This window comes from Sphingomonas sp. ID0503, from assembly GCF_048565625.1.
GTDB lineage: Bacteria > Pseudomonadota > Alphaproteobacteria > Sphingomonadales > Sphingomonadaceae > JBLZUR01.
Genome location: NZ_JBLZUR010000002.1, coordinates 1,372,459 through 1,396,837 on the forward strand (window position 1 = coordinate 1,372,459; position 24,379 = coordinate 1,396,837).

At 66.2% G+C, this 24,379-nt stretch carries 29 protein-coding genes; 3 read left to right on the top strand and 26 right to left on the bottom strand.

Annotated features, from left to right (window positions below):
- Nucleotides 1-2: 2 nt before the first annotated feature.
- From ACM608_RS07610 to ACM608_RS07685, 16 genes are all read right to left on the bottom strand, one after another.
- Nucleotides 3-1,739, bottom strand: a complete 1,737-nt coding sequence (locus ACM608_RS07610; RefSeq protein WP_419682636.1) for a relaxase/mobilization nuclease domain-containing protein — start codon at nucleotides 1,737-1,739, stop codon at nucleotides 3-5.
- 244 nt (nucleotides 1,740-1,983) lie between these two features.
- Nucleotides 1,984-2,748: a lytic transglycosylase domain-containing protein gene (locus ACM608_RS07615; protein ID WP_419682637.1), complete on the bottom strand. Its 765-nt coding sequence runs from the start codon at nucleotides 2,746-2,748 to the stop codon at nucleotides 1,984-1,986.
- A gap of 3 nt (nucleotides 2,749-2,751) precedes the next feature.
- On the bottom strand, nucleotides 2,752-3,099 hold the full coding sequence (locus ACM608_RS07620) for a DUF736 domain-containing protein (RefSeq protein ID WP_419682638.1): 348 nt from the start codon (nucleotides 3,097-3,099) through the stop codon (nucleotides 2,752-2,754).
- 35 nt (nucleotides 3,100-3,134) lie between these two features.
- Nucleotides 3,135-3,680, bottom strand: coding sequence for a S26 family signal peptidase (locus tag ACM608_RS07625; RefSeq protein WP_419682639.1), 546 nt, complete (start codon nucleotides 3,678-3,680; stop codon nucleotides 3,135-3,137).
- A complete protein-coding gene (locus tag ACM608_RS07630; protein WP_419682640.1) occupies nucleotides 3,677-4,198 on the bottom strand; it encodes a DUF2840 domain-containing protein in 522 nt (173 codons plus the stop codon). The genes ACM608_RS07625 and ACM608_RS07630 overlap by 4 nt, the downstream gene beginning before the upstream one ends.
- The gene (locus ACM608_RS07635; RefSeq protein WP_125333916.1) at nucleotides 4,195-4,449 is read right to left on the bottom strand and encodes a hypothetical protein; all 255 of its coding nucleotides are present in this window, start codon (nucleotides 4,447-4,449) and stop codon (nucleotides 4,195-4,197) included. The genes ACM608_RS07630 and ACM608_RS07635 overlap by 4 nt, the downstream gene beginning before the upstream one ends.
- Nucleotides 4,446-5,084 (bottom strand): ParA family partition ATPase, encoded by a 639-nt coding sequence (gene parA, locus ACM608_RS07640; protein ID WP_419682641.1) that lies wholly within the window; start codon nucleotides 5,082-5,084, stop codon nucleotides 4,446-4,448. Before parA ends, ACM608_RS07635 begins: the two co-directional genes overlap by 4 nt.
- A 208-nt stretch (nucleotides 5,085-5,292) precedes the next feature.
- On the bottom strand, nucleotides 5,293-6,177 hold the full coding sequence (locus ACM608_RS07645) for a replication initiator protein A (protein ID WP_419682642.1): 885 nt from the start codon (nucleotides 6,175-6,177) through the stop codon (nucleotides 5,293-5,295).
- 11 nt (nucleotides 6,178-6,188) lie between these two features.
- Nucleotides 6,189-6,470, bottom strand: a complete 282-nt coding sequence (locus ACM608_RS07650; RefSeq protein WP_125333913.1) for a helix-turn-helix transcriptional regulator — start codon at nucleotides 6,468-6,470, stop codon at nucleotides 6,189-6,191.
- Between the two features lie 135 nt (nucleotides 6,471-6,605).
- Nucleotides 6,606-7,013, bottom strand: a complete 408-nt coding sequence (locus ACM608_RS07655; RefSeq protein ID WP_235824250.1) for a DUF2285 domain-containing protein — start codon at nucleotides 7,011-7,013, stop codon at nucleotides 6,606-6,608.
- A gap of 37 nt (nucleotides 7,014-7,050) precedes the next feature.
- Complete coding sequence (locus ACM608_RS07660) at nucleotides 7,051-7,362, bottom strand: transcriptional regulator domain-containing protein (RefSeq protein ID WP_185755992.1); 312 nt, start codon at nucleotides 7,360-7,362, stop codon at nucleotides 7,051-7,053.
- Nucleotides 7,363-7,491: 129 nt separating this feature from the next.
- Nucleotides 7,492-7,758: a DNA -binding domain-containing protein gene (locus tag ACM608_RS07665; protein ID WP_125333912.1), complete on the bottom strand. Its 267-nt coding sequence runs from the start codon at nucleotides 7,756-7,758 to the stop codon at nucleotides 7,492-7,494.
- A 93-nt stretch (nucleotides 7,759-7,851) separates the two neighbouring features.
- On the bottom strand, nucleotides 7,852-8,109 hold the full coding sequence (locus ACM608_RS07670) for a hypothetical protein (RefSeq protein WP_374996887.1): 258 nt from the start codon (nucleotides 8,107-8,109) through the stop codon (nucleotides 7,852-7,854).
- A 187-nt stretch (nucleotides 8,110-8,296) separates the two neighbouring features.
- Complete coding sequence (locus ACM608_RS07675; protein ID WP_125333910.1) at nucleotides 8,297-8,623, bottom strand: DUF736 domain-containing protein; 327 nt, start codon at nucleotides 8,621-8,623, stop codon at nucleotides 8,297-8,299.
- 564 nt (nucleotides 8,624-9,187) lie between these two features.
- Nucleotides 9,188-9,628 carry a hypothetical protein gene (locus ACM608_RS07680; protein ID WP_419682643.1) on the bottom strand — a complete coding sequence of 147 codons (441 nt, stop codon included), beginning with the start codon at nucleotides 9,626-9,628 and terminating at the stop codon, nucleotides 9,188-9,190.
- Between the two features lie 138 nt (nucleotides 9,629-9,766).
- Nucleotides 9,767-9,934, bottom strand: a complete 168-nt coding sequence (locus ACM608_RS07685) for a hypothetical protein (RefSeq protein ID WP_008125146.1) — start codon at nucleotides 9,932-9,934, stop codon at nucleotides 9,767-9,769.
- A gap of 203 nt (nucleotides 9,935-10,137) precedes the next feature.
- Here ACM608_RS07685 and ACM608_RS07690 point away from each other — a divergent pair, with 203 nt between their 5' ends.
- Nucleotides 10,138-10,980 carry a hypothetical protein gene (locus ACM608_RS07690; RefSeq protein ID WP_235824249.1) on the top strand — a complete coding sequence of 281 codons (843 nt, stop codon included), beginning with the start codon at nucleotides 10,138-10,140 and terminating at the stop codon, nucleotides 10,978-10,980.
- 7 nt (nucleotides 10,981-10,987) lie between these two features.
- Here the strand turns inward: ACM608_RS07690 and ACM608_RS07695 are convergent, their stop codons facing one another.
- From ACM608_RS07695 to ACM608_RS07705, 3 genes are all read right to left on the bottom strand, one after another.
- Nucleotides 10,988-11,911 (bottom strand): DUF2493 domain-containing protein, encoded by a 924-nt coding sequence (locus tag ACM608_RS07695; RefSeq protein ID WP_419682644.1) that lies wholly within the window; start codon nucleotides 11,909-11,911, stop codon nucleotides 10,988-10,990.
- A gap of 291 nt (nucleotides 11,912-12,202) precedes the next feature.
- A complete protein-coding gene (locus tag ACM608_RS07700) occupies nucleotides 12,203-13,240 on the bottom strand; it encodes a DUF7146 domain-containing protein (RefSeq protein ID WP_419682645.1) in 1,038 nt (345 codons plus the stop codon).
- Nucleotides 13,240-17,562 (bottom strand): strawberry notch-like NTP hydrolase domain-containing protein, encoded by a 4,323-nt coding sequence (locus ACM608_RS07705; protein WP_419682646.1) that lies wholly within the window; start codon nucleotides 17,560-17,562, stop codon nucleotides 13,240-13,242. The genes ACM608_RS07700 and ACM608_RS07705 overlap by 1 nt, the downstream gene beginning before the upstream one ends.
- Before the next feature lie 337 nt (nucleotides 17,563-17,899).
- On the opposite strand from ACM608_RS07705, the gene ACM608_RS07710 reads away from it, so the two are divergent.
- Complete coding sequence (locus ACM608_RS07710) at nucleotides 17,900-18,259, top strand: hypothetical protein (protein WP_419682647.1); 360 nt, start codon at nucleotides 17,900-17,902, stop codon at nucleotides 18,257-18,259.
- Nucleotides 18,260-18,363: 104 nt separating this feature from the next.
- Here ACM608_RS07710 and ACM608_RS07715 read toward each other — a convergent pair whose 3' ends face one another.
- The 7 genes from ACM608_RS07715 to ACM608_RS07745 form a co-directional block, all read right to left on the bottom strand.
- Nucleotides 18,364-18,588 carry a DUF6117 family protein gene (locus ACM608_RS07715; protein ID WP_125333903.1) on the bottom strand — a complete coding sequence of 75 codons (225 nt, stop codon included), beginning with the start codon at nucleotides 18,586-18,588 and terminating at the stop codon, nucleotides 18,364-18,366.
- Nucleotides 18,585-18,998 carry a hypothetical protein gene (locus ACM608_RS07720; protein ID WP_125333902.1) on the bottom strand — a complete coding sequence of 138 codons (414 nt, stop codon included), beginning with the start codon at nucleotides 18,996-18,998 and terminating at the stop codon, nucleotides 18,585-18,587. Before ACM608_RS07720 ends, ACM608_RS07715 begins: the two co-directional genes overlap by 4 nt.
- Before the next feature lie 69 nt (nucleotides 18,999-19,067).
- Entirely contained in the window at nucleotides 19,068-19,286 is a 219-nt protein-coding gene (locus ACM608_RS07725) for a hypothetical protein (RefSeq protein ID WP_419682648.1), read from the bottom strand.
- Nucleotides 19,287-19,343: 57 nt separating this feature from the next.
- A complete protein-coding gene (locus tag ACM608_RS07730; RefSeq protein ID WP_419682649.1) occupies nucleotides 19,344-21,470 on the bottom strand; it encodes a ParB/RepB/Spo0J family partition protein in 2,127 nt (708 codons plus the stop codon).
- A gap of 77 nt (nucleotides 21,471-21,547) precedes the next feature.
- Nucleotides 21,548-21,931 (bottom strand): DUF2958 domain-containing protein, encoded by a 384-nt coding sequence (locus ACM608_RS07735; RefSeq protein ID WP_125333899.1) that lies wholly within the window; start codon nucleotides 21,929-21,931, stop codon nucleotides 21,548-21,550.
- Nucleotides 21,928-22,887, bottom strand: a complete 960-nt coding sequence (locus tag ACM608_RS07740) for an ArdC family protein (protein ID WP_125333898.1) — start codon at nucleotides 22,885-22,887, stop codon at nucleotides 21,928-21,930. The genes ACM608_RS07735 and ACM608_RS07740 overlap by 4 nt, the downstream gene beginning before the upstream one ends.
- Before the next feature lie 197 nt (nucleotides 22,888-23,084).
- Nucleotides 23,085-23,585 (bottom strand): SOS response-associated peptidase family protein, encoded by a 501-nt coding sequence (locus ACM608_RS07745; protein ID WP_419682650.1) that lies wholly within the window; start codon nucleotides 23,583-23,585, stop codon nucleotides 23,085-23,087.
- A 59-nt stretch (nucleotides 23,586-23,644) separates the two neighbouring features.
- Between ACM608_RS07745 and ACM608_RS07750 the strand changes: the two genes are divergently transcribed.
- A complete protein-coding gene (locus ACM608_RS07750; RefSeq protein WP_419682651.1) occupies nucleotides 23,645-24,235 on the top strand; it encodes an SOS response-associated peptidase in 591 nt (196 codons plus the stop codon).
- Nucleotides 24,236-24,379 lie beyond the last annotated feature (144 nt).

The following is a 24,379-nucleotide window of genomic DNA, read 5'->3' on the forward strand; positions in this document are numbered from 1 at the left end:
AATCACAGGCCGAGCCCCCGCTGGCGGCCGAAGCTCCAGTCGACGCCGCCGTCGGCCCTCGCGACGCCGGAGACGTGACGGCCGAGCTGCTTTTCGATTGATGGCGTCCAGGGCACGAGGCTGAACCCGAGGCCGTCATCGATCATGGCGAAGCGGCCGCTCGCGAGGTTCAGCCGTCGCTGGTAGGTGCCGGTCACATATTCGCCGGACTCAGGCTTGACCTGCGGCCGACCGGTCTCGGCGGCGATGCGGTCGGCAACCGCCTCGAGCTCGCGCCGGCGCAACGCGTCGATCAGGCCAGGCTGGAAGCTGACGCCGCGCTTCTGGCGTTCGGCGAGGCCCTGGTCGACGAGGTGCTCGGACCGCCGATCCATGGCGTCGCGCACCTCAGCGCCGAAGCCCCCGCCGAGTGCCACCGGCTCGCGCGCGATGTTCTGCCGGTCGAGCCAGGTGGCGCCGGTCGCTGACACCTGCCGCTCGATGTCCAGGTCGGAGCGCACCGCGATCGCCACGCGGCGTTGGCCGCGCGCGTCATCGAACTTGCGAAGCTCGACGATCGAGCCGGGCGCGCTGTCGCCGGCCGCGTCGAGGTCGGGCAGCTTGATGTGATGGGTACGGCCGTCGACGCCATCGACGACCGCGAAAGCCGTCCCCTTCAGCTCGTCGTCGAGGCCGCGGGCGACCAGGCGGCCGATGACCGGATCGTTGAGGCTTTCGGACGCCAGCACGTAGCTCGCCGCGCCGCGCTCGATGCCACGCTCGGTCAGGCCGTGATGGATGCGCTTGATGATGTCGCCACGCTCGCCGAGCTCGCGCAGCGTCGCCTCGGCCTTGTCCGAGATGGTCCACTGTCCCGGACCGATCTCGTCGGCGAGCCCGAGCCCTTCGAGCTTGCGCAGCCGCCCGACCTTCAGCGCGTGGAACTCGTCGGGCTGTCGATCAGCCCGTGGCGCGAGATCGATGACGCCGGTGCGATAAGCGTCGCGGGCGAGCTGCCGATCGAGATTGGTCCAGCGGTCGGCGTCGATCTGGCGCTGCAGGGTTCGCCGGATCTCCTGATCGGTGCGCGGTCCCAGCTCCTGGGTGATGAGGTCGCGCGCCCGATCGCGCATGCCCTCTTTGATATAATCGCGCGAGATGACCAGGTTCTCGCCGTCATCGCGCACGCCGCGCACGATCAGATGGACATGCGGATGCTCGGTGTTCCAATGATCGACCGCGACCCATTCGAGGCGTGTGCCGAGATCCTTCTCCATCTGGCCGACCAGCTCGCGGGTGAAGCCCTTGAGATCGGACATTTCCAGCGCGTCGTCCGGCGAGACGATGAAGCGGAAATGGTGGCGGTCGTCCTCGGAGCGCTCTGCGAAATCCTTGGCGTCGACATCATCGCCGCCCAGACCGAACAGCCGAGCCTTCTCACCGTCGCGGGTGACGCCGTCACGGCGCAGGTAATCGAGATGCGTCGAGAGCGGCGCGGACCGCCCGCCGTGGCGAACGACGCGCGCCTTGATTACCGCGCCGCGCGAGCGCGCGGTGATGAGGCGGTTCGCCTGGATCGAGGCGCGCTGGCCGCGCCCGAACCGGGACCGCGCGCCCGACCCGATCTTCCCCTGCCGGGAGACGCTGCCGCCGGCGCGCTGGGCGGCCGCCAGCGCCTGGGCGATGAAGGGCCGCGCCCGCTGCGCGCTGGTCGAGCGGATGCGGCCTGGCCGGATGCGGAAGTCGTGCTCGTCAGTCATGACGAAGCCCCCGCACATCGCGCCAACACGATGATTTCTCTTGCAAATGCGCGGAAGCGCAGGCTGCGCCGATCAGGCGCACCTCGCGAAATCGCGCTATATCCCCTTGAAAAAGCACAACCGAACCGAGGCGCACATCGCGCCCCTTTATCCTGCCATCGTGCGGTTGTGCTTGCGGTTCTCCCTCCCAACGCCCTCCAATCTGCGCTGGGGTTCGCTATGCTGCGATGGGCGGGTGAGACGGTCATCGCGGGCCTGCAGGCTCCCAGCGGGAGACGAACAGGCCGCCGGTCGGGTTCGCATCGGCCGCCGCATCACGCGGTGGAGCCGCGGTGTCGCCGTCACGCGCCTGCGCATCGGCCTGCGCCGGACCTGCGCCCGGGCCGCGATCAGAGGCGCCGATGAAGAGCGGCGCGCGCGTCCACGCCAGGGGATCGGCGGCAGCCACAGTGACGATGGCCGGAGATGCTTCGCCGCCGACAAGGGGCGTGAGTTGGGCGACATATGCGCGCGTCTCGGCCGGCAATGGGCGACCCTTCGCGAGGTATTCGTCGTATCGGCCAGGCCCCGCATTGTAGGCGGCGAGAAAGCCCGGAGCGCCGTATCGATCATAGAGCTCACGCATGTAGGCGGTGCCGGCGATGATGTTGTCGCGGGGATCGAATGGATCGCTGCCAAGCCGATGCCGGGCACGCAGATAGGCCCAAGTATCTGGCATGATCTGCATCAGTCCCATCGCACCCTTGGGCGAGACGGCGCGCAGGTCATTGGCGCTCTCGACCCGCATGAGCGCACGAATCCATGCGACCGGAATGCCGAACCGCTGCGAGGCCTCCGCCACAAAGGGAGCGAACGGCGCGCCGGCCTCGGCCGAAACCGGCGGCATAGACTGAGTGTGCCCGGGCGACGTCGCCGAGACGGCCAGTGACAAGCCGGAAAGGAGAAGGAGGACCGTCAGCCGGGCGGCGCTAGACCGCCCGCTGACAATGTGATCACGGCGGGCCAGCATCGATCAGTCCCGCTCGCCGCGTTTTGGCGCGCGGTTCCAGTGCAGGCTCCAGGTCGATTTACCGTCGGTCGACTGGAACAGACGGGCGCGGATCGGCTGCAGGAAAGTTGGATCGTCGAACTGCAACGAAACGTAGTCGCCAGCCTTCTCCCCGGTGCGCTTCCATCCTGCACCGATTTCCGGTCCGGTTTCATTGTTCATGCTGTCGAAGATATGGACGCGGTAATCCGGTGCATTCTCGGCGTCGGAGGGCTCGACCGGGACGATGATGATGTCCTGGTGGAGCGATAGGGTCTGCAAGTGGCCGATAAAGCCGGAATCGTCGCGGCGGAATTGTCCGATCTGGGTCATGGTCTTCTCCTTCGGTTGGGGGTGGAAGCGGCGGTTCAACGGGGCGGCGCGCGCCACACGTAGCGGCCGTCGCCGTGCTCATCGGTCCAGAGCGGCGTCGCTCGGCCGATCACCGTGCTGGTCGGCAGCGGGCCGAAATAGCGACCGTCCAGGCTGCCGCTGACCGACCAGTTCATCAGGAAGAGTTCGCCGTCAGCGATGCGGCGGCAGCCATGCCAGACGGGCAGCGAGCGGCCGAGATGATCGCGATCGAGCGCAAAGCCCATCGGCACGCCATCGACGGTGATGGCGTGATCGCGGCGGCAGACCTGTTGGCCAGGAACACCCGCGACCCGCTTCATCAGGGGCACACCGTGGCCGATGTAGCCACGTTCGACCATGAAGGCGGCGAGCGGTTCCGGCGCGCGGACGGCGACGAGATTGGTGACCTCGAAGCGATCGGCCGGGGCGATGCTGTAAAGCCCGATCGGCGTGCTCGCCGACGCGTTCCAGATCAGCTTTTTGGGGAAATCGACGAAGGCGGCGATCGCCGTTCCCATGGTCAGGACGTAGGTGACCATGACGTAGCCGAAGCGGCTCATGATCCGACCCTCCGACGCAGGAGGAAGGCCTTGTGGTGCTGGGCCGTGTAGGGTCGCGGCTGTTCGCCGGCGATCATCCTGTTGTGGACGTGCCGCCAATGATCGGGCGAGACGTCGCCGGGATCGATGCCGATCGCTTCGATCGCATCGATCATCTGCAGCACGCGCTCGACTTTCGGCCAGCCCTCGACCTTGAGCAGGATGTCGCCGCCGGGACGCACGAAGGACACGGTCTGCTGCGGCTCGCCGGCACGGACGGTGCGCAGCACGTCGAGATGTGAGGCGATGGTCCCGTAGTCGTTCGCGGCCCAGCGCACGAAGCCGAAGACGCTGTCCGGCGCAAAGCGAAGCACGCGCCGACGGCGGTCGAGGATCTGTTCGCCGACCTCGCGGCCGAACCTGATCCAATTCTCGATGCGCTTCTCGATCCAGGTGAGCTCGACTTCGGTCAGGTTGTCGGGCGGCGGCGCGGCCGGCCTCGGCTCGCCGCGCGCATGGATGGCGGCGGCGCCGGTCATGTCGCGTCTCCAGTGCTCTCAGGGAATTCGCGCGCGAGCAGCTCGCGCAGCATGTCGGCCACGGTGACGCCGCGCTGGAAGGCGGCGATCTTGATCCGGGCGCGCTGGGCCGGCGTGACGTCGATCGTCAGCCGTGCCGAGTAGATCGCGGCGTCAGGCACGCGCGGCGCAGGCGCATCGGCGGACCTGATCCAAGTCTCTGCATCGCCTGGCCGGGTGGCGAAGGCCCGCTTCGGAGGCGTCGCTGTCATGGCGCGATCCTTCCAATCTCGGTAACAAGCGCGGCGATCTCGCGCGCGGCAGCGCTGTCGCTGTCGATTTCGCTGACCAACCGCCCGGCCTGTGCAGTGTCGGCGAAGGCGACGCGCTGGCCGATCCTGGCTGCGAGCAGCGGCGGGTCATGGTCGGCGAGCGTTTCGGCCGTCTCGCGAGCGATGACCGTGCGGGCAGCGCAGCGATTGAGGACAAAGCGAGCCACGAGTTGCGGCCGGTAGATGCGGGCTTCGCCGAGCAGCGACAGCATCTCGGCCGACGCCCACCCGTCGAAGGGAGACGGCTGTACGGGGATCAGCACCAGATCAGCGGCGAGCAAAGCTGAGCGCATCAACCCGGCGACCCGCGGCGGCCCGTCGATGATGACGTGGTCGACGTCGCGTGCGATCTCCGGCGCCTCGCGATGCAGGGTGTCGCGCGCCAGGCCGACGACGCCGAAGAGCCGAGGCAGGCTTTCCCGCGCCCTCTGTTGCGACCAGTCGAGCGCGGAGCCCTGCGGGTCCGCATCGATGACAGTGACGCGCTGACCACGCTTCGCCCATTCACCGGCGAGATGAAGAGCGATTGTCGTCTTGCCGACGCCGCCTTTCTGGTTGAGCAGCGCGACGATCATGACGGTCTCCCGGCGATCGGGGACTCGTCCACAGAGGGCGAAAAAGCGCTCCGCGTTAGAAAGATTCCGAAGGAATTTAGGTTAGAGAAGTTACGGGGCTCGCAAGTCGCTGATTTTGCGAGCGGATTCGGCGATTCCGGTCCCCGATAGCACGAGGATCGGGTCCTCGATGGCACGATGGGTCCGGTCCCTGATAGCACGAGACGATTCACAGCTTATCCCCAGGGCGCTTGGTCGAGCGGCGGCGCTGGCGGGGGATGCCGAGCGCGTTCGGATCGATGGGTTTGAAGGAGAGGATTTCGGGACCGCCGAGGCACTGCTCGATGGTCAGGCGATAGCCCGGCAGCGGCTGCCGGCGGACGATGTCGCGCAGGTCGTAGGCGAAGTGCTTGAGCGGCGAGAGCGATCCGGACTTGGCGTGGAGATGCGGGAAATCGAAGCTCCAGCCGAATTCCTGCTTGCCGCCGTGCTTGCGCACGAGGCGATAAAGCCAGCGCTCCAGGCCGCCAGTCAGACTGAAATAATTGCGGTCGATCGTCAGCACGAGTGCGTCGTCGAGAACGGCAGCGTAGAACCAGTCCGGCACGATCAGCTCGAGGCCGAGTGGCCGGCCTCTGCCGTCGGCGCGCTCCTTCCATTCGTTAATCCAGGAGAAGCGGTGCAGCCGCCGCTCGGTCGGCTGACGGATAGACGTCGCCACCGTGGTCGACTGCAAGCGGTCGAGCGCGGCCTTCAATCGGTCGTAGTCGCGCAACGAAACACCGCGGCCGATGAACTGCAGAATATCGTAGGGCGTGGTCGCCATCAGGCGCGATGGCCTCAGACCGGCGTCGCGCGCCTCGACGATCTGGGAGGCTGCCCAGATCAGCACGTCTGCGTCCCAGATGGTGGCCATTCCGTGCTCGGGAACGGCCTCCACGCGGATGACGATGGAGCCGGCTTTGAAGTTGATCGGCGCCAGTCGCTTGGACTTGCCGAGCGCAAAGAATGGGTACGCCATCAAGTCCTGCGCGTCGCGCGGCGCGAGATCGCCGGGGAGCGCCCGGAAGAGATCGAGCTGCTCACGTTCGCTGCTGTGATGGCGCGCCGGCATCTGCTGGTCGCTCAGCGCTGCGGCGCGGGGTTGCCTGCCGCGCCGTTCGTTTCGTGACGTTTCGCCGGCAGGATGGTGTCGCTTTCGGCGGTCGAGTTCTTGGTGCCGCGGTTGGCCCAGGCTTGCAGGTCGGCGATCGCATAGACCACGCGGCCGCCTAGTTTCTTGAAGGCCGGTCCGGTGCCGTAGGTGCGGTGCTTTTCCAGCGTGCGGCCCGACAGTCCGAGGAAGCGGGCCGCCTCCGGCGTGCGCAGGAAGCGTGGTGGAACGTGGACAGTCGCACTTTCGGCCATGATCGAAGCTCCGTGTGGTGCTGGGTGGCTGCCGGATGTCGGCGGCGGTTCCAGCGCACGGTCGTTCGCTCAGGCGCGATCCACGATGTCGAAGATTTGAGGGAATAATCGACACCCCTTCGGGTGCCGGTCCGGCTAGGGCTTGCGCGGCCGCTTCAGGAGGTCGCGATAGCCGCCATTGACGAGCTTCATGCCGTCGCGGGCGAGACGGATGGTCGTCTCCCGGAGCGCGTCGCCCGCCCATGACGCGGCCTCGATGTGGTGCTTCGGGAAGAGCACGGTCGCAATGGCCCGGTAGCTCTCCCGTTCGAGCCGGGCATCGACGGCGCGCAGCATCTGTCGTAGGCGCTGCCGGCGCTGCGGCGTGACGCGCGGGTCAGGCGGCGCCGGTGGCGCGCGCAGGCCGCGCCAATAGCGGGCGAGCGCCTCCAGACGATCCGGTGTGGCCTCGTCGAGCAGGACGATCGCGACGGCGGGCGGCTGCGCGCCATCCAGGCCGTGACTGCGCGTGCGCATCACCTCATCGCCCACGCGGATACGCATGTCGGTGACATCGTGGGATGTACGCAGCGATGCCCGGTCAGCAGTAGGTGCGGGTGCAACCCAAGTCGGGAGCGCCTGCAAGATCAGCATCCAGGGATCGGCTGTCGGCGTCCAGGCGGCGTTCGCGCTGGGGGCCGGAAGGTCGGGATCGGCCGCGAAAGGATAACCCCCATTTGGCCGAGAGAGCTGCAGCAGCCTGATCTTCTCCAAGACCTCTTTGCTTCAGCCGGTTATAGTCTTGCTGATACTCGGGATTACGCCTCAGAAATTCCCAGGCCAGGTCCGGAGCGTCCAACTCATTCACATAATCATAGGCGGTTGAGATCCGCCATGTGCCTTGCTCCGGCATCCTTGGCCTCCCATTGCGTCGCTCAGCGCGAGAACTGCAAGCCCCAACGATTCTCGGTTGAGTGGCATTTTGGGAAGCCCGAAGGCGCGTGTGGGTGATGCAAGATCTGCATCACTGGGCGCTCAAGGGTTAATGAAAGCTGGATCGTATAAGATCGCGGAAACCGTTGTTGGTCATCCAATGTGCTCGCGCCAGATGGTTCTGATACAAAGCTTCGGCGCGTACGTGATCGGTCTTCGGATCGATGCCAAAGATAATCTTGGCTACTTCTTCCCAGGGGGCGCCTTCACTTTCCGCGTCGAGTAGGCGCAGATAGGTCGCGAGATGTGCGCGGTCATAGTCAGTGAGCCGCGCATCCGTCGGTGGCTTGTCGAGAAAGTCGGATTTGCCGCTCATAGTTAACGTCCCCATCGCGTCTTATCCGAAACGGAGGGAGTTTGCACGACGCCCATAGCGTAGAAATGACGGCGCAATGCGGCATTGTTGAGCTTAGGCGCGCCGAGAAGGCCGCTGGCGATTTTGCCGGACAATCATCACTCCTTCGCCCTGATCGGAGTTGAGGAAGACGATGCCGTTCTCCTCAAGGGCTCGGCGGACCTGATCGCGCGTCGACTCATGCACGGGGAGTCCGTTCGCGGACTCCACGCGCTTCAGAGCAGTCAGCGATACCAGGGCCTTGTCAGCGAGCGTCTCCTGATTCCAACCAAGTAACGCGCGGGCGGCCCGCGACTGTCGGGCGGTGATCATGCATGACCACCTCCTACAGTCCTGACTTCGCACGCTACGAAAACGACTATAATAGTCGTCCTTGGTCGGTTTGGCGAGCCGAAAGTCGCCCTTCGGCCTGTTATTGCCACCCTCACCAGGCGAACTGATTCGGTCGCCCTGAACGCCGAAGGCCCCGGCCTTTCCGGCCGGGGCCTTGCGCTTTGCCTCAGTCGCCGCGCCGGCCGTTGGGACGGGACCAGATCAGCGAGAAGGTGTCGCCTTCCTCGTCGTCGAAGAGGTTGGCGTAGATCGGGGCGTTGAAGCTCGGATCGTCGAGCTTGAGGCCCAGATAGTCGCGACCCTCGCTGGAGCGCTTGGACCAGGCGGCGCCGATCTCGGCGCGGCCGACCAGAACCCGATGGCTGGGTGCGTTCTCGCCGGTGGCGCGCTGATCGGGGACGATGCGCACGTTCTTGGCCTGGACGCTGAGGGTGACGATTTCGCCGGTGAACTCGTTCGAGCCGGTCTTCTTGAAGGTGCCGATGGTCGCCATTGTAGATCTCCGTTTTCCGTTCCCGAGCCCGCACCATTGCGGCCTCGATGGGGATCGGTTGGCCGGAGGCGATCGACGGCGCACCCCGCAGGGGCCTGACAGCTAAGGAGGACTTTCTTGTACCGCGAGGAATGACGGCGCAGCCGGCAGGGGAAGAAAGCTTGACGCCGCTGTTGCGTCATAGGCGATCGAGGCGCAGCCGGCCTTCGGCCAGATCAGCCCATTGAAGAGGCCGTTTGGAGCGGTCGAGCTACGGTCAGATAACGGAGGAAATGGCGGCCGTCCCGCATCGGCAAACCAGCGCCACGGCAGTCTCGCCGGCGGCGTCTTCACCTGCCAGGCCGACACTGCTGCATCCTGGCCTCCCACCGCCACCTCGGAGATCGCCGTGCCGGTTGGCCTGGCCGCCGCCAAGACACGGCTCTGCTCCGGCAGCGGTCCAGTGAGGACCGCCTTTTCGTGCCAGCCTCGATCCGTGGCGCACACGCCCACCGCTCGGACATGAGACGATGGAAGCGAACACGACCACGGACGCCCTGATCCTCCTGACGGCGATGACGACGATCAGGCTCGCGCAAGGTCCCGACCGGAGGGGCTTGGTGCCGCCATTCCAGCGACCCGCACGAAGGCGGTGATGCCGACCGCGATGGCGCCGATGACGGAGAACGTGATCTGCCACGCGTTGGACGGCATGAAGTGCTTCACAACGCCATGGGTGGCATGAAAGCCTGCGATCGCGGCCGGTGCGACGAAGGCCGCGGCCACTACCAGCTTCAACCACATCGGCCGGACGAAGGTGATGAGCAGATGGCCTGCGGCGAGCGTGATCGCGGCCGCGACGGCCCCGACGAGGATGGCGCCCGGGATGCCGGCGCCCGTGCCGTGCGCCCAGGCGCCAGCAGTCAGCCCGACGAACGCCGGCAGAGCGAAGACGGCCAGCGTGAACAGCAGCCAGCAAAGCAGGCCTATCGCCGCGACGGATGCAAGTATTGCGAGGATCATCATGGTGGTGGTCTCCGTATGGACAAGGTCTGACGGGCGCGCCTTCCACCACCACGGCGCGGCTGAAGTATAGCGCAAGAGTGCGCGTGCCGGGAGCGGAAATCGGCGGCGATTTCCGCACCTTCGGCCGGGTCGCCCCAGTCATGGGGCGAAGGGGTCGATCTCATGGACGATCGCGGCCGTGTCGCCGTCATATTCGCTGGCGGGCGTGACCGACAGCGTGCCGTCGCCGGCCTGGAAGATGATGATGGCGGCCATCAGCGTGGTCGCGAGGCTGAAGGCGAAGGCGTGTGCATCGTTGAGGGACATCGATCCGACTCCTGTTTCGAGCGGAGGACCATCCCCCGCTGACAGGCGCCCGAGGTGTCGGACTGAGCGCTGCGATCACCGCGCAGGCGAAGCCGCAGCGGCGGCATGCTCGCATAGCCGACCCTTTACGGGTTGATGGCGTCAAGCGATCAGTCGGACCAAGGATCAGCGCAGATAAGCGGGGGTGCGTCAGCCGGTCCGAAATGGTAGTCAGTGAATATCTCAACAGCCCAGGTGCCAAGACTTCTGCCGGACGTCTCGCGCAGCGTGGCGACAACATCGGTAGGGGAATTGTGGCGGGTGGATTTCATGTGCCTGACGGCAACGAGGCGCTTCGGGCGGACATTCCCGCGATCGTCGAGCTGATTGAGCGAACGGCGCGGTGGGTCCATCCGGAGACGTTTCGCGCGCTGCCGGTGTGGGCGCCGCACACGGCGCGAGGCCGCGCGCTCTACGATGCCGGTTGGTCTCGCCGATATACCAATACGCGGAAGGCGACGGGCGTAACCGCAGAGAAGTTTGAGGGGAACGTGGCGGCGCTCAATGCTCTGGTGGCTGCGCTCGATGTGGCGGCCCCCAAACCGAAGAATTGGACCGTCTGTCATATCTGGGGCTACGACGATCCGTCGTTCGCTCAGCGTAGCAGTGTTGTGCAGGACCCTCGTTACTTCTCCTGCGTCGCGAACATGGTGTGGCTGCCGACGTCACTGAAGGGCTTCACCGACACGATTCCCGAGATCAAGTCTATGCTGCGGGTCTGCTCGTTCCATCTCTATGGATGGGCGTGCGAGCACGAGTCCGTACAGTCGCAGGCGGAACAGGTTCGATCCGGTTGGGAGCCGTCAGATTACCCCATAAGCTGGCCGAGTCCTGATCGGCCCGGCATCTTACCGCCCGGCACTGCACCGTTCACGCAACGCATTGAGCGTGAAATCGCAAAGCGCAAGGCGAAGATGCGCTCCGATTTGGCCAATGCCGACTACCTCCATTACCCAAAGGCCGAGGTTGAGGACGTGCTGAGATTCTGGAAGATTGACTTGAGCTAGGCGGCGCTCACGCGCCGCCGAACTTCCATACCGGGATGCCGAGCTTCTTGGCCTTGTCGGCGAGGTTGTCGTGGATGCCGGTCCCGGGGAAGTGCATGACGCCCTTGGGCACGATCTGCAGGATCTCGTCGTTGCGCTTGAATGGTGCTGCCCGGCCGTGCGTGGTCCAGTCGGGGGCGAAGCCGATCTGCGGGACATTGCGGTTCTTCGCCCAGAGCGAGGCGATTTTCTCGGCGCCTTTCGGCGATTTTCCGTGGATCAGCACCATCTCGGGATGCTTCTCATGGACCTGGTCGAGCTTGGCCCAGATCAGCCGGTGATCGTCGTAGTCGAGCCCGCCGGTGACGACGATCTTCGGGCCCGGCGGCAGGAGCACCTCCTGGTCGGCACGTTTCTTTGCCATCAGGAAATCGCGGCTGTCGATCATCGCCGAGGTCAGGTTGCGATGGTTGACCTTGGATCCGCTGCGCGGGAGCCAAGGCTTGCCAACGTGGCGTTCGTAGTGCTCGGCTGCCTGATCGCGCATCAGTTCGAAGGCGTTCTGGCGCTCGATCAGCGTGATGCCCTCGGCGCTCAGGCGCTCCAGTTCGACGGACTTCACCTCGCTGCCATCCTGTTCGCGCTGCGCCCGCTTCTGGGCCTGCTCGTTGTCGTCCAGTTCCCGGCCGATCCGGTCGGTTGCGCGGTGGAAGACGTTGACCGTCGACCAGAGGAGATCGTCGAGGTCGGGCTCGAGGCGCGTGTCCTCCAGGGTGCTGATCAGTGCGTCGAAGATGTCTGCTACGACGCCCGCGACCTGGTTGCCATCGGGCAGAAGCCGTTGGTCTGGCTCGTCGGCGAAGGGGCGGTAGCCGTGGAGCTGAAGTTCGTTGAGGACATGGTCTGTCGGTGAGGATTCGTGGTGCGGTTCGTAATCGTCGTGATAGCGCATGGGATGCTCCGTCGGCTGGACCGCGACCGTCGCGGCCTTCATGGCGACGAAGCCCACGGGCCGGACAGCCGGGCACCCGGAGCGCAGCGCAGGGCCTGATGGCTAAGGCCGGCTATTTTGCCTCGCGATGGAAAGGCCCGCAGGGCCGCCGGAAAATAGTCGGCCGCCGCCATTGCCCGGCTGGCCGGTTTGTGGGCCGATCGCCCTCTCGAAGGCCGAGGCGCAGTCCCTCCGATGGATTGATGCATCCGCCGAGCACGGCATCGAGCCGCTGGCGCGTTCTCCTGCCGGCTATGCCGCCAACGCCATGAAGCGCGCTACGTCCTGCGGCACCACCTGCAACCTGGCTTCCATGCGCAGTGCGTCCAGTCCGAGGGTGCGCAGATCTTCGTTGAAGTCGCCTAGCTCCGGCGAGATGACGATCGCCTCGATCCCGGCCGCGTTCGCCCGTTCGATCAGTGTGTCGCGGGCCGCGTCACCGGCCGGATCGTTGTCGCGGACGATGTAGAGCCGCCGTAGCGTGTCGGGGAACAGGATGGCGGCGAGATGCGCCGCCGAAAGCGCCGCCGCCATCGGCATGTCAGGAAGAACCTGCCGGAGCGACAGGACGGTCTCGATGCCTTCGCCGGCCGCCATAACGTCGCCACCGATGCCGAAACGCACAGCGTTCCCGAGAAGATCGCCCATTGCCCGCCTTGGCGTGTCGATTGGCGCCTTGTCGCGGCGGCAGGGATCGATCCAGGTGCGATGCGCGCCCGTAATCTTGCCGTCGAGGTCGGTGACGGCTGCGATCATCGCCGGCCAGGTCTCAGTCTGCGAATACTCGTCAGGTCGATAATAGCAGCGCGGGTGGTAATTCAGGCTTCCGGTTCCGCGTAAATCCGTAATGCCGCGTTCCCGTAAATACGCCTGTACGAGGGTGCCGAAGATCGGCTGTGACATGCGAACCAGCCGGCGCGCTGCTTCGGGCGATCCATGCGGCGCTGGGTTCTGCCGCTGGTGCTCACGAGGTTCCGGCTCCGGTGGCGGCATGCTGAGGAAGGTCCGGGCTTCGTCGGCGACGTCTCTGAAGTCGATCAGGCCGCAGCTTTCGCGGATGACGTCGAGGAGATCGCCATGCTCGCCGGTCGCCGCGTCGGTCCACTTGCCGGCAGGACCTTTGGGCGTGTCCTTGAGCCGAACATACATCGAGCGACCGGGCGTGTTGCGCGCGTCGCCGACCAGCCAGTAGCCTCCCTCGCGACGGCCGCTGGAGAGATAGTGCCGGCACACCGCCTCGGTCTGCTGGCCGAGACTGTGCGCGAGATCAGAAGCGCCCTGACGTGCCATTACGCGGCCTCCCGCTCGGAGATGCGCTCCATCGGGAAGGTGTCGAGCAGCTTGGCGAGAACGCCAGGCCCGGTGGCGTCGACCGGCACGAAGAAGCGGAGCTTCCACGAGATGATCTCACTGAATAGACCATAGGCCCGCAGCCGGTCTCGCATCGCCTCGGTGAAGCCGCTCAGTTCCAATCGCTGGGCTCCCATGACGCGCGCGCGGCGGAGCTGAAGGCCGTCGGCGAGATCGAGGATCGTCTTGCCATCCATCAGCGCCGCGAAGGCTTGATCCGGAGTCAGCGATGCAGCTCCCGTGGCGACGGCGTTCGCCGCCCAGGCGGGCGAGACGCGGCGGCCGATGATGCGCTCGCCGGCATCGGTTTGGAGCCGATAGACGCGGGTCGACTCGTTCGGCAGACGCTTCCAGATCGGCAGGAGCAGGCCGGAGACGATATGAATCGTGCTGTCGGCGAACTCCGGCACGTCGTTGAGCTCCGCCCACCACGCGGCGGCGAAGGCGCCACGATCGGCTTCCTCCCAATGGCTCTCGTCCATCATGCGCAGCGGCGCGTGATGCTGCTCCATCGGTCGGATCAGGCAGACACGGCGCTCGATCTCGCCATCGTCGAGCATCATCGACGGTGCCGACACCTGCACGGCGGCGCGCCCGGAGCGGCCGTTGACCAGGAGCCGAGCCCGCGGATCGGAGAGGTGGTCGAGCGCGTCGGCGAGACTCGTCGGCCGATTGCGCTCGCGGCGGGTGATGGTGAGCAGCCGCGTTTCCGCGCCCGTGCCCGGATGGGTGTGGATCACTTGGCTGTCGGTGACGACGAAGCTCTCGGCCTGCAGCGTCTCGAGCCCGATGTCATAGATGCCGCTGCGGATCGCGCCCTCGACCTTTGCGGTCAGGAGCTGCTCGAACGCCGTGAACAGCACGTTCTGCAGGTCGATGGTGAGCGCCAGCAGCCGGTTGAGGAAGGTAGTGATGGGCGGCAGCTCGTCCTTGATGCCGTTATCGTCCATGAGCTTGAGGCCGGTGGCGGACTCGAAGCGGTCGAGAGAGCAGCCCTCGACCTTGCCGCGGACGAGCAGCAGGTAGAGGTGGCGCAGCGCGTCGCGGGCATAGGCGCTTTCCAGATTGTCTTCGGGCCGGAAGAGGCCCTGGCCGCCGGTCTGGCGCTGCCCGCGCGTGATGGCGCCGAGCGTGTCGAGCCGGCGCGCGATCGTCGAGAGGAAGCGCTTCTCGGCCTTCACGTCGCTGGCGATCGGCCGGAAGAGCGGTGGCTGCGCCTGATTGGTGCGGTTGGTGCGGCCGAGCCCCTGGATCGCCGCGTCCGCTTTCCATCCAGGTTCCAGGAGATAGTGGATGCGCAGGCGCTGGTTGCGGGCGGCGAGATCGGCATGATAGCTGCGCCCCGTTCCGCCAGCGTCCGAAAAGACGAGGATGCGTTTCTGGTCGTCCATGAAGGCGGCCGCCTCTGCGAGATTGGCTGACGCCGCCCGGTTCTCGACAGCAAGGCGTTCGCCCTTGCGCACGACGCGGCGCGACCGGCCGGTGACCTCCGCGACCACATCGGTGCCGAAGCGTTGGACGATTTGGTCGAGCGCGCCGGGTACGGGCTCAAGCGATGCGAGCCGTTCGATCAACTCGTCGCGGCGGGCGACGGCTTCCCGGCTCTCAACCGGCTGGCCGTCCCGGTAGACTGGCCGCGACGACAGATTGCCCTCACTGTCGGAGAACGGCTCGTAGAGCTGCACCGGGAAGGAATGGGCGAGATAGTCGAGAACATATTCGCGCGGTGTGATGTCGACGCGGACGTCGTTCCATTCCTCGGTCGGAATCTCGGCCAGCCGCCTTTCCATCAGCGCCTCGCCGGTCGAGACGATCTGGATGACGGCGCTGTGCCCGTCGGCCAGGTCCTGCTCGATCGAGCGGATCAGCGTCGGGGTTTTCATGCTGGTCAGGAGATGGCCGAAGAAGCGCTGCTTCGCGCTTTCGAAGGCCGAGCGCGCGGCCGACTTCGCCTGCCGGTTCAGCGTGCCGCTGTCTCCGGTGATGTTGGCGGCCTGGATCGCCGCGTCGAGGTGATTATGGATAATGGCGAAGGCGCCGGCATAGGCGTCGTAGATGCGGGTCTGCTCGGGCGTGAGCTGATGCTCGACCAGCTCGTATTCGACGCCGTCATAGGAGAGCGACCGGGCGGTGTAGAGACCAAGTGAACGCAGGTCGCATGCGAGCACTTCCATGGCCGCGACGCCGCCATTCTCCACTGCCTCGACGAACTCGGCCCGATTGGCGAAGGGGAAATCGTCGCCGCCCCACAGACCGAGCCGCTGGGCGTAGGCGAGATTGTGGACGGTGGTCGCACCGGTTGCCGAAACGTACACGACGCGGGCGTTCGGGAGCGCGTGCTGGAGCCGGAGCCCCGCACGGCCTTGCTGCGATGGGGCCACATCACCCCGTTCTCCCTTGCCGCCGCCGGCGTTCTGCATCGCATGGGACTCGTCGAAAATGATCACTCCGTCGAAATCGGAGCCCAACCATTCGACGATCTGCTTGACCCGCGAAAGCTTCTCCCCGCGGTCGTCGGACCGTAGCGTGGCGTAGGTTAGAAATAGGACGCCTTCGTTGAGCCGGATCGGCGTGCCCTGCGGGAAGCGCGACAGCGGTGTAACCAGCAGGCGCTCCATGCCGAGCGCTGACCAATCCCGCTGCGCGTCTTCGAGCAGCTTGTCCGACTTCGAGATCCAGACGGCCTTGCGGCGGCCCTGGAGCCAGTTGTCGAGGATGATGCCGGCCGATTGGCGGCCCTTTCCCGCGCCGGTGCCGTCGCCGAGCATGAAGCCCCGGCGAAAGCGGACGGCGTTCGGCGCATCGTCAGCGGCGGCGTTGACGAGATCGCCGGTCGCATCGACTGTCCAGGCGCCGGCGAGATATTCGCCATGGGCCTCGCCGGCATAGATCACCGTCTCGAGCTGGGCGTCGGACAGCACGCCCTCGCTGACGATCGCGGCCGGTAGGATCGGACGGTAGCTCGGCGTTGGCGGTGCGACCGACGCCATGGCGGCCGATTGCACCAATTTGGTGGGATGAGGTTGCGCGTCCGGGATGCGGATCGACTGGAGGGCATAAGCCTCGTAGATCGAGTCCGACAGGCGTCCACCCTCGGGCGGCGTCCACTCCACGGCATCATAGTCGAGCGGCACGCCCTCGATCTGCGCCGTGCGCCGGGCGGGCGATGTGGCCGCGGCCCGGGCGAGATAACCGCGCACCGTGCGCGGCGCTGCGTCCGGTTCGACCTTTGGCAGGGTGACGGCCATGCGCGTCGGAACATCGCGCTCGATCCAGGCAAGCAGCGACCCCACGTCCGGCGCGACACCGGGAGATTCGGGGAAGCGAGCCGCATCTCCGGCTGGCGTCTTGTCGATCACGGTCAAGCGCGTCTCGATGGTCGTGCCCTGCTTGGCATAGACCGAGCCCGCGATGGCCGCGGTGAACACGACGCGGCCGCGCTCTTGCAGCCGGATGAAGCTGTCCCGCCAGGCTGGCAGCTCGGGCGAGAAATTCGCCCCGGTGATCGCCACCAGCCGGCCGCCCGGTGCGAGCCGCGCCAACGCCGAGGCGATGTGGCGATAGGCGGCGTCCGCCACGCGACCGGAAACATTCGCCATGACCGAGAACGGCGGGTTCATGATGACGACGCTGGGAATGGCGGCCCGATCGAGATGATCGTCGATCTGAGCGGCGTCGAAGCGCGTGACGGCGATGGCCGGAAAGAGGGAGGCGAGGAGATCGGCGCGGGTCTCGGCCAGCTCGTTGAGGATAAGATCGGAACCGGCGACCTCGACAAGGACCGCGAGCAGGCCCGTGCCGGCCGAAGGCTCCAGGACCCGGTCGGCGGGCGTCAGCGAGGCGGCGGTCAAGGCCGCGAGGCCGAGCGGCGTCGGCGTCGAGAATTGCTGAAAGGCCTGGGCCTCCTCAGACCGGCGCGTGTGGGTCGGCAGCAGGCGGGCGACCTTGGTTAGCGCGGCGAGCCGTTCAGCCGGAGACGCGGCTTTTCGGAAAAGCGGCTTTCCGTATTTGCGCAGGAACAGGACGGTCGCCGCCTCACAGGCGTCGTAGGCGGCTTTCCAGTCCCAGGCGCCGCTGGCGTCGGACGCGCCGAAGGCCTGTTTCATGGCGGTGCGCAGGATCGCGGCGTCGATCGCGTGCCCTTGTTCGAGGTAAGAAAGGAGGCGGCCGGCGGCGGCGAGAATAGCGACGGCCGGAGGCGCGCCGGGCGCGAGCGGAAGCGAGGCTGCTGGAGCGGCTCTGGAGACGGGAGCGTGAAGCATGGAGGATACCTCGAAAGAGCGGAAGACGGACGAGCCGGCCCAGCGCTCTCTCTCGACCAGACGGGCTCGAACCCGTCCCGGCCGACCTCTCACTCTTGCGCGGTCGGCGCCTGTCCCATCGCTCCGGCTTCCAGCGGCGGCGATGGGACGCTAATCTCGGTTGGGAAAATTAGCCGCGCGGCGTCTTCTTCGACGGGCTCGCCGCGCCGCGCGAAAGGCAGACGGCATGAAGGGACGCGCGATCGTGCGACGCTGAATCTCGGCGACTGCTCGCCGGGTGGTGTCGGTCCCGGCGTGACCTGCATGACGCAACTCGTCATGGACCCGACGAAGGCCGGTGCGGCTCCGCAGAACCGCCCAATCGGCTTCGCCCGGGTTAACGGTCAGTGGGAAGTGGCCGTCTGGTAGCGCAGTCGAGATCGACAGCGAGCTGGCAGCCACGTTCCTCGCCAATGGCGAAGGATTCCTACCGGGCGCAGACACGGCCGATCGCGGAGATGCGCGCGAGATCTGCTACGCGATCGCCATTGCCATCGAGCTGGCGCTGAAGGCGTTCCTCGTGGCCCAGGGCTGGAGCGACGATCGCTGCCGCAACAAGGTGCGGCACGATCTGGAGAAGGCGCTGGCCTTCGCTAAGGCTGAAGGTCTGAAGGCGACGGCGGAGCTGGAAAGCACCGTCTCAGTGCTGAACGCCTAATATCCGAAGCACGCCTTCGGCAGCTTCCTCGTGCCGGCCGGCGACGCGATGTTTCCGGTCAATGCCCGCGCGATCGCCGCGGACCTCATCGAGCGCGTCCGCCCTCAGGTCGAGGCCTCGGGCGGACGGTAAAGCTCGAAGGGGTCGCCGTCGGCGAGATGGCCGAACGGCGTGAACATATAGTCGTCGCCATCGCGCCCAACGGCGCAGATCACGTAGCGGATCTCGCCCGTCGCGATTTCGGTGCATTCCACTAGCGCTAGGTCGCCGCATGTGGCGGCGCGCAGCAACGTCTGGAAGTTCGCGCGGGCATGGTCGGGAATGCTCATCGCGGGCCTCCCTCTCCAAGGCGGTCGGCGAGCCATCGCCCGGTGCTGATCCATTCGAGCGTCTCGCCGGTCGAAAGATCGAGCACATGGGCTCCGCCGGAGAAGCCGTTAATGACGGGGTCGGAGGCAATGTTCGCCCATTGGAATCCCCAGCGGCCGGTCAGGCCGAAGGCTTCGGCGCAGCGCGTCACGAAGGTGATCGCGAGCTGCTGGTCCGCGCTGCCGGGATCGCGCAGCCAAAGGCGGTCCGGGCCGTGCTCGGGCGTCAGCGAGAGCAGAAACGGTTCGGCGGGCGGGTGTTCGCGGGCGTTTTCCGCGATCAGCGCGGTGTAGATGTCGAAGGCGCGCGCCGCGTTGCCGGCCGTGCCAACGTCGAGCAGGCATGAGAAGCGGCTTAGAAAATCGGTCATGAAGGGCTCCTGAAACGAAAAAGAGCCCGGCGCTGGGCCGTGCTCGGTAAGGATCGGAGGCTGGTTGGGCTAGTAGCCGAACTGCCAGGACGGCCAGGGCTGGCCGTCGTCGGCGGCCCCCACGGCATCGTCGAGATAGGCAGGGTCGCCTTCGACGACGGCGGGATCGCGGACCGGCGTCTCGTCGATGACGGTGACGCGGGCAACGCGCCCGTCCTCGACCTCGACATGCACGGGCACGAGATATTGGAAGACGACGCGCCGGAGCGCGGGGCTCGAATGCGACATGGCGCAACTCCTTGGTTGGAGGGGGGCGGAGCGAACGAAGCCGCTCCGCCTGAGCGATCACTCGGCCGCGACGAGGTGGTGTTCGTCGTCTTCGCCTGCGGACTCCTCGTCATCGCCCGCGAGGAAGTCGGGCAGCGCCGCGCCGTCATCCTCGCCGACGGTTTCGGTCGCCGACGCGGATGCCTCGGACGCGGCGGCCAGACGCAGCGGCTCCGGCAACCAGCCACTATCTGCCAGCAAGCGCTCGGCCTCCTTGGCCATGTCGCCCTTTTTCAGATGGTCGATGAGCTGCGCGGCCTGTTCGCCGGCGCCTTCACGGACCGCCTGCAGGATGCGGGGCTTTGTGACCCGGTTTAGGTAGTTGCCGAAGGTCGGACGCCAGCCGGCCTCGACCAGGTCAAGCCCGGTCGCCCGTGTCAGGCGATCGGCCTGGGCGAGCCGCATATCGAGCGTGTGCCGGGATACACCGCCGGCGCTGTGCGGGTTCGGTCGCTCATAGAGCGCGTTGACGCCGTAGCTGACACAATGCGCCAGGAGAGCCATCCGGCTGGCCTCGTCGAGGGCCGCGAGCCAATCCCACAGAGCGTCGTCCTCCTTCGGGATGTCGCCTGCCCAGGCGGTGTGACGGTCCTGGACCGCGCGCGCGGATGGGCTGTCCTTCAGTGCATCGTCCTGGGCCGGGAAGAAGATGTGCCTCACTCCGGCCTCCATGGCGCCCGTATACATCCGGGTCATGAAGGTGTCCGAGACGAGCTTGTGGAGCAGCGCGGTCATGGCGACGTGCGGATTCTCCGCGACGGCGTTCCGCAGCGCGAGCGTGCGATAGGCCGTCAGCTCGATGACGAGGCGCTCCGGCAGCGGCTTGATGACCTCGTCCTCATCGTCATCCTCCGGCTCGGCTTGCTGGCCGCCGAGGGTGATCACGGCCCGCTGCACAGCGGGTTCGGTCGGATCCCCGTCGGCTTCCACACCGGTCTCGCCCTCGGGCACGATCGGAGCTTCGTCTTCGGCCCGCACATAGCCGCGGTCGATGTCGAGGCTGCCGTCATGGGCGATGCTGATGAATACGCCGGCACGGGCGATGTCATCCGCATCGAAGCGAACCGGCCGGATCTCGAATGCGGAGAGCGCAGTCTCGATCTCGCCGAGCCGCTGATCGACCTCGTCCGGCAGTTCGTCGGCGCCTTCATATTCGGCCTCGAGCCTCTGGTACTCGGCGTTGAGCGCCTCGATGGTGGCGTTCTCCTCGGCCGAGAGATCGAGCGGTTCGCCCCGCAACTCGCGCAGCCCGCGCGTGGTGTCATAGGGAAAGCTGACTGCCACCTCGATCCACTTCCAGCCCTCGGCGGCGACCGTTTCGGCCGCGGCCTTCAGCTTCTCGGCGACCAGGCGATCAAGCAGCGCCGGGTCCTGCAGCCAGCCGCCATCGTCGGACTGGAAGAGATCGCGCATGGTGACGCCGCCGGCGGCCTTATAGGCCTCGACGCCGACGAACACAGCCCGCTTGTCGGAAGCGCGCACGGTTGTCTCAGTGAGCATGCGCCGGATCTGGTACGGCTCTTTCGACCAGGCGTCCTTGATCGCGTCCCAGACCTGTTCCTGGCGGGCGTGGTCGTTCGACACGGTGAACGCCATGAGCTGCTCCAGCGTCATGCCGTCGTCGGCGTAGACGTCGAGCAGCGTCGGCGATGCGGACGCGAGCCGCAGCCGCTGCTTCACGACCTGGGCCGGCACGAAGAACGCCGCGGCGATCTCCTCCTCGGTCATGCCCTTGTCGCGCATGTCCTGGAAGGCGCGGTACTGGTCGAGGGGATGGAGCGGTGCGCGCTCGATATTTTCGGCAAGCGAGACCTCTTCGGCGAGGATGCCGCTGTCGCGCTCACGCACCACGCAGGGGACCGGCGCGGTCTTGGCGAGGCGCTTCTGCTTGACCAGCATTTCCAGCGCTCGGAACCGGCGGCCGCCGGCGGGCACCTCGAACATGCCGGTCTCGTTGCCTTCGGCGTCGACCACGGGGAAGACGCTGAGGCTCTGGATCAGGCCACGCCGGGAGATCGAGGCCGCCAGGTCCTCGATCGAGACGCCGGCCTTCACGCGCCGGACGTTCGACTGGCTGAGCACCAGCTTGTTGAAAGGGATGTCACGCGAGGACGACAGGACGATCTTATGAGCTGCAGTAGCCATCGGGATTTACTCCGCGACGGGCGGCCGAGAGCCTCTCTCTCGACCTCCAACCCGTCACGGAAAACCGGTCCTCCCTCTCACTCTCTACTTGCTGGCGCTTCCCGTTTGGCTTGATGGACGGCGTGAAGCAGGCGTTCGGCCTCGCGGATGCTGCCCGTCCGGTGCGCCGCCTCGACCCACACCGAGATCGGGAACAGGCCTTCGAACAGGATGTCGCGCTCGATGCCGAGCCCGAAAGGCAACCGCACAGCGATCATTTCGGCGAGGGTGAACGAGCCCAACTCTGGCTCGCCGAGATCGGCCAGGCCGAAGAGGGTGTCGCCGTCCTCATCGAGTTCGGTGGCGAGCCAGACGCCTTCACCGAGCGGGTTGAAGAACTTCACGACCGGGACATGGTCGACGTCGTGTGCGCGGCCATTGGCGAGGAGCTGCTCGCGCAGCTCGTCCGAGAGGAGGATCATGCCGCCCTCCTGTCGATCGAGGTGTCGGCCTGCAGCTCGGCGTCATCGGCCAGCATGAATCCGAGCAGCCAGTCGGCTGCCTTGCTCGCCTGGCTGGCTGCGCGGACGATGGCGCGATTGTCCTCGCGCAACACCTCCAGCCAGGAGCCGATGTAGTCCGCGTGCCTGACGGTCGGCACGATGCCGAGCGAGGCGCAGCAGAAGGCGGCGTTCATCTCGGCGACTAGTTCCTCAAAGGCGTATTTCTTGGTGCCGAAGCCGCCGCTCATGTCACGACCGAGCCGGGAGGGATGGCCAGTCGCGTGGCCGAGCTCGTGCAACGCCGTGCGATGCCAATTGATCGGCTCGTAATAGGCCTGGGGCGGCGGGACCTGCACGTAGTCGAGCGCCGGTACATAGAAGGCATGGTTTCCACCGATGCGGAAGTCGATCTCCGTCGCACGGATGAGGGCCTCGACCCTGGGCTCGATCAGGCCGGGCAACGGAGGCGGTGCAACGATAGCGACGTCCTCCGGCAGATTCTCGCATTGTGCGGCGTTGAAGACGGTGAAGCGCTTCAGGAACGGTATCGCCTGGGCTTCCTCGCCGGTTTCGCGGGCGCGCCGCTTCTCGTCGTCAGGAACGAAGCGGTCGGCATAGACGACGGTCGTGCCACATTCGCCCTTGCGTACATTGCCGCCGAGCGCGAGCGCCTGGCGGAAGGTGAGCCAGCTCTGGCCGGGAAAACCGTGCTCGATCACGGCGCCCCAGAGGATCAGCACATTGATCCCGGAATAGTGCCGGCTGGTGGCGGCGTTTCGCGGCATGGCGAGCGGTGCCTTCGCTGCGGCCGTTCCCCAAGGCTGAACCCACGGCACGCGGCCGGCTTCCAGCTCGGAAATGATCTTGCCGGTGATTTCGTCGTAAAGGCTCGCCCGGTCTTGGCCGGCGCGAGCGGGTGCGGTCTTTCTGGACATCGCGGATCTCCGCGACGGGCGCCAGGAGCCTCCCTCCCAGCCCTCAACCCGTCACGGCAAACCCCGTCCGCACTCTCACTCTAGGGGGCGTTGCGGGGGTCTCCCCGCAGAAGGGGTCGGCCGAGACCAAGGGCTCGGCCGCAGGGGAAGGCTTTCCCCTTCAAAATCGTAACTGCGTAGAACCGGATTTCAGTAAGTCAGAACGCGAGCGGCACCTGCGCCTCGCGCGGCTGCGACACACGAACGCTCCCCGCCGGCAAGGGGCGCAACAGTTCTTCTTCCGGGCAGGTCAGGTCGAGCCAGTCCATGCGCTGATCCCGGCGCAGCACCGCCATCTGCCGGTGGTGATAGGGTTCGACATCGTCGTTGGCCGCCGTCGTCAGGATTGCGTAGGCCTCCGGCCACTCCAATGTCGCCGGCCTCCAGATGCCTGCGAAATAGAACCAGTCACCACTGGCGAGCGAGAAGCTGTAGTTCTTGCCCCGGCTGCGGTGCCTGAATTCGGAGGCAGGAACGAGGCAGCGGAAGGACGGGAACGCCCGACCTTCGGCGCGCACGACGGTGAAAGGCCGGCCGCCGCGCTCGCGGGGTTGAAGGCCCCATGGCAGCTCCACCATCTCAACATCGCCGCCGTCGCGCCTTATGATGATACGGCGTTCGTCGAGCGATGCGTCGGAATCGAAAACCTTCGCGCTCATGATCTGTGAACATAACAAGAACGCGATCGTAAGGCAATGGCGATCGAGACGGAGGACCGATGTGCAATGACTATAGACTGAAGGTGGATGTCGCTTCCATCGTGGAGGACTTCGCCGACCTGAAGATCAAGATCCGTTTCGGCGAAGGGACCCCGAACATCGAGGCGCGCGACGAAATCAAGATCACGGATGTCGCCCCGATCATCCGCACGGTTGATGGCGTTCGCGGCGAAGGCGACATGGTGCAACGTCGGTGGAGCTGGCCGGCGCCGAACAAGCGGCCGGTCTACAATTTTCGATCTGAGGGGCGTGAGTTCACCTCGAACCGTTGCCTGATCGTGGCGGATGGTTTCTACGAGTTCACCGATCCTGCCGAGAAGGGAAAGAAGCGGAAAGACAAGTGGCTTTTCACCAAGCGCGACGAGCCGATCTTCTGCATCGCCGGCATCTGGCGCGAGACAAAGGATGTCGGCGAGGCCTTCACGATGCTGACCATGGAGCCCGGGCCCGACATCGCGCCGTACCATGACCGCCAGATCGTCATCCTCGAACGCGATGCCTGGGCCGACTGGCTTGATCCGTCTGTGCCGGCTCAGTCGCTGATCCGGCCGCTTGCGGCGGGAACGCTCGCCGTTGAACAGGTGGGATAGATACGGCAGGTATCGCGTCGAACGCTTTGTTTCTCAATTCTCTAGGGACGTGGACACGCTCGAAGTGTATGATCCGTGAATCAGAATTGGGCGCGGGGCACAGCTTTCTCACGACCGGCACGACGCAGTCGTTCATGGGGCGAA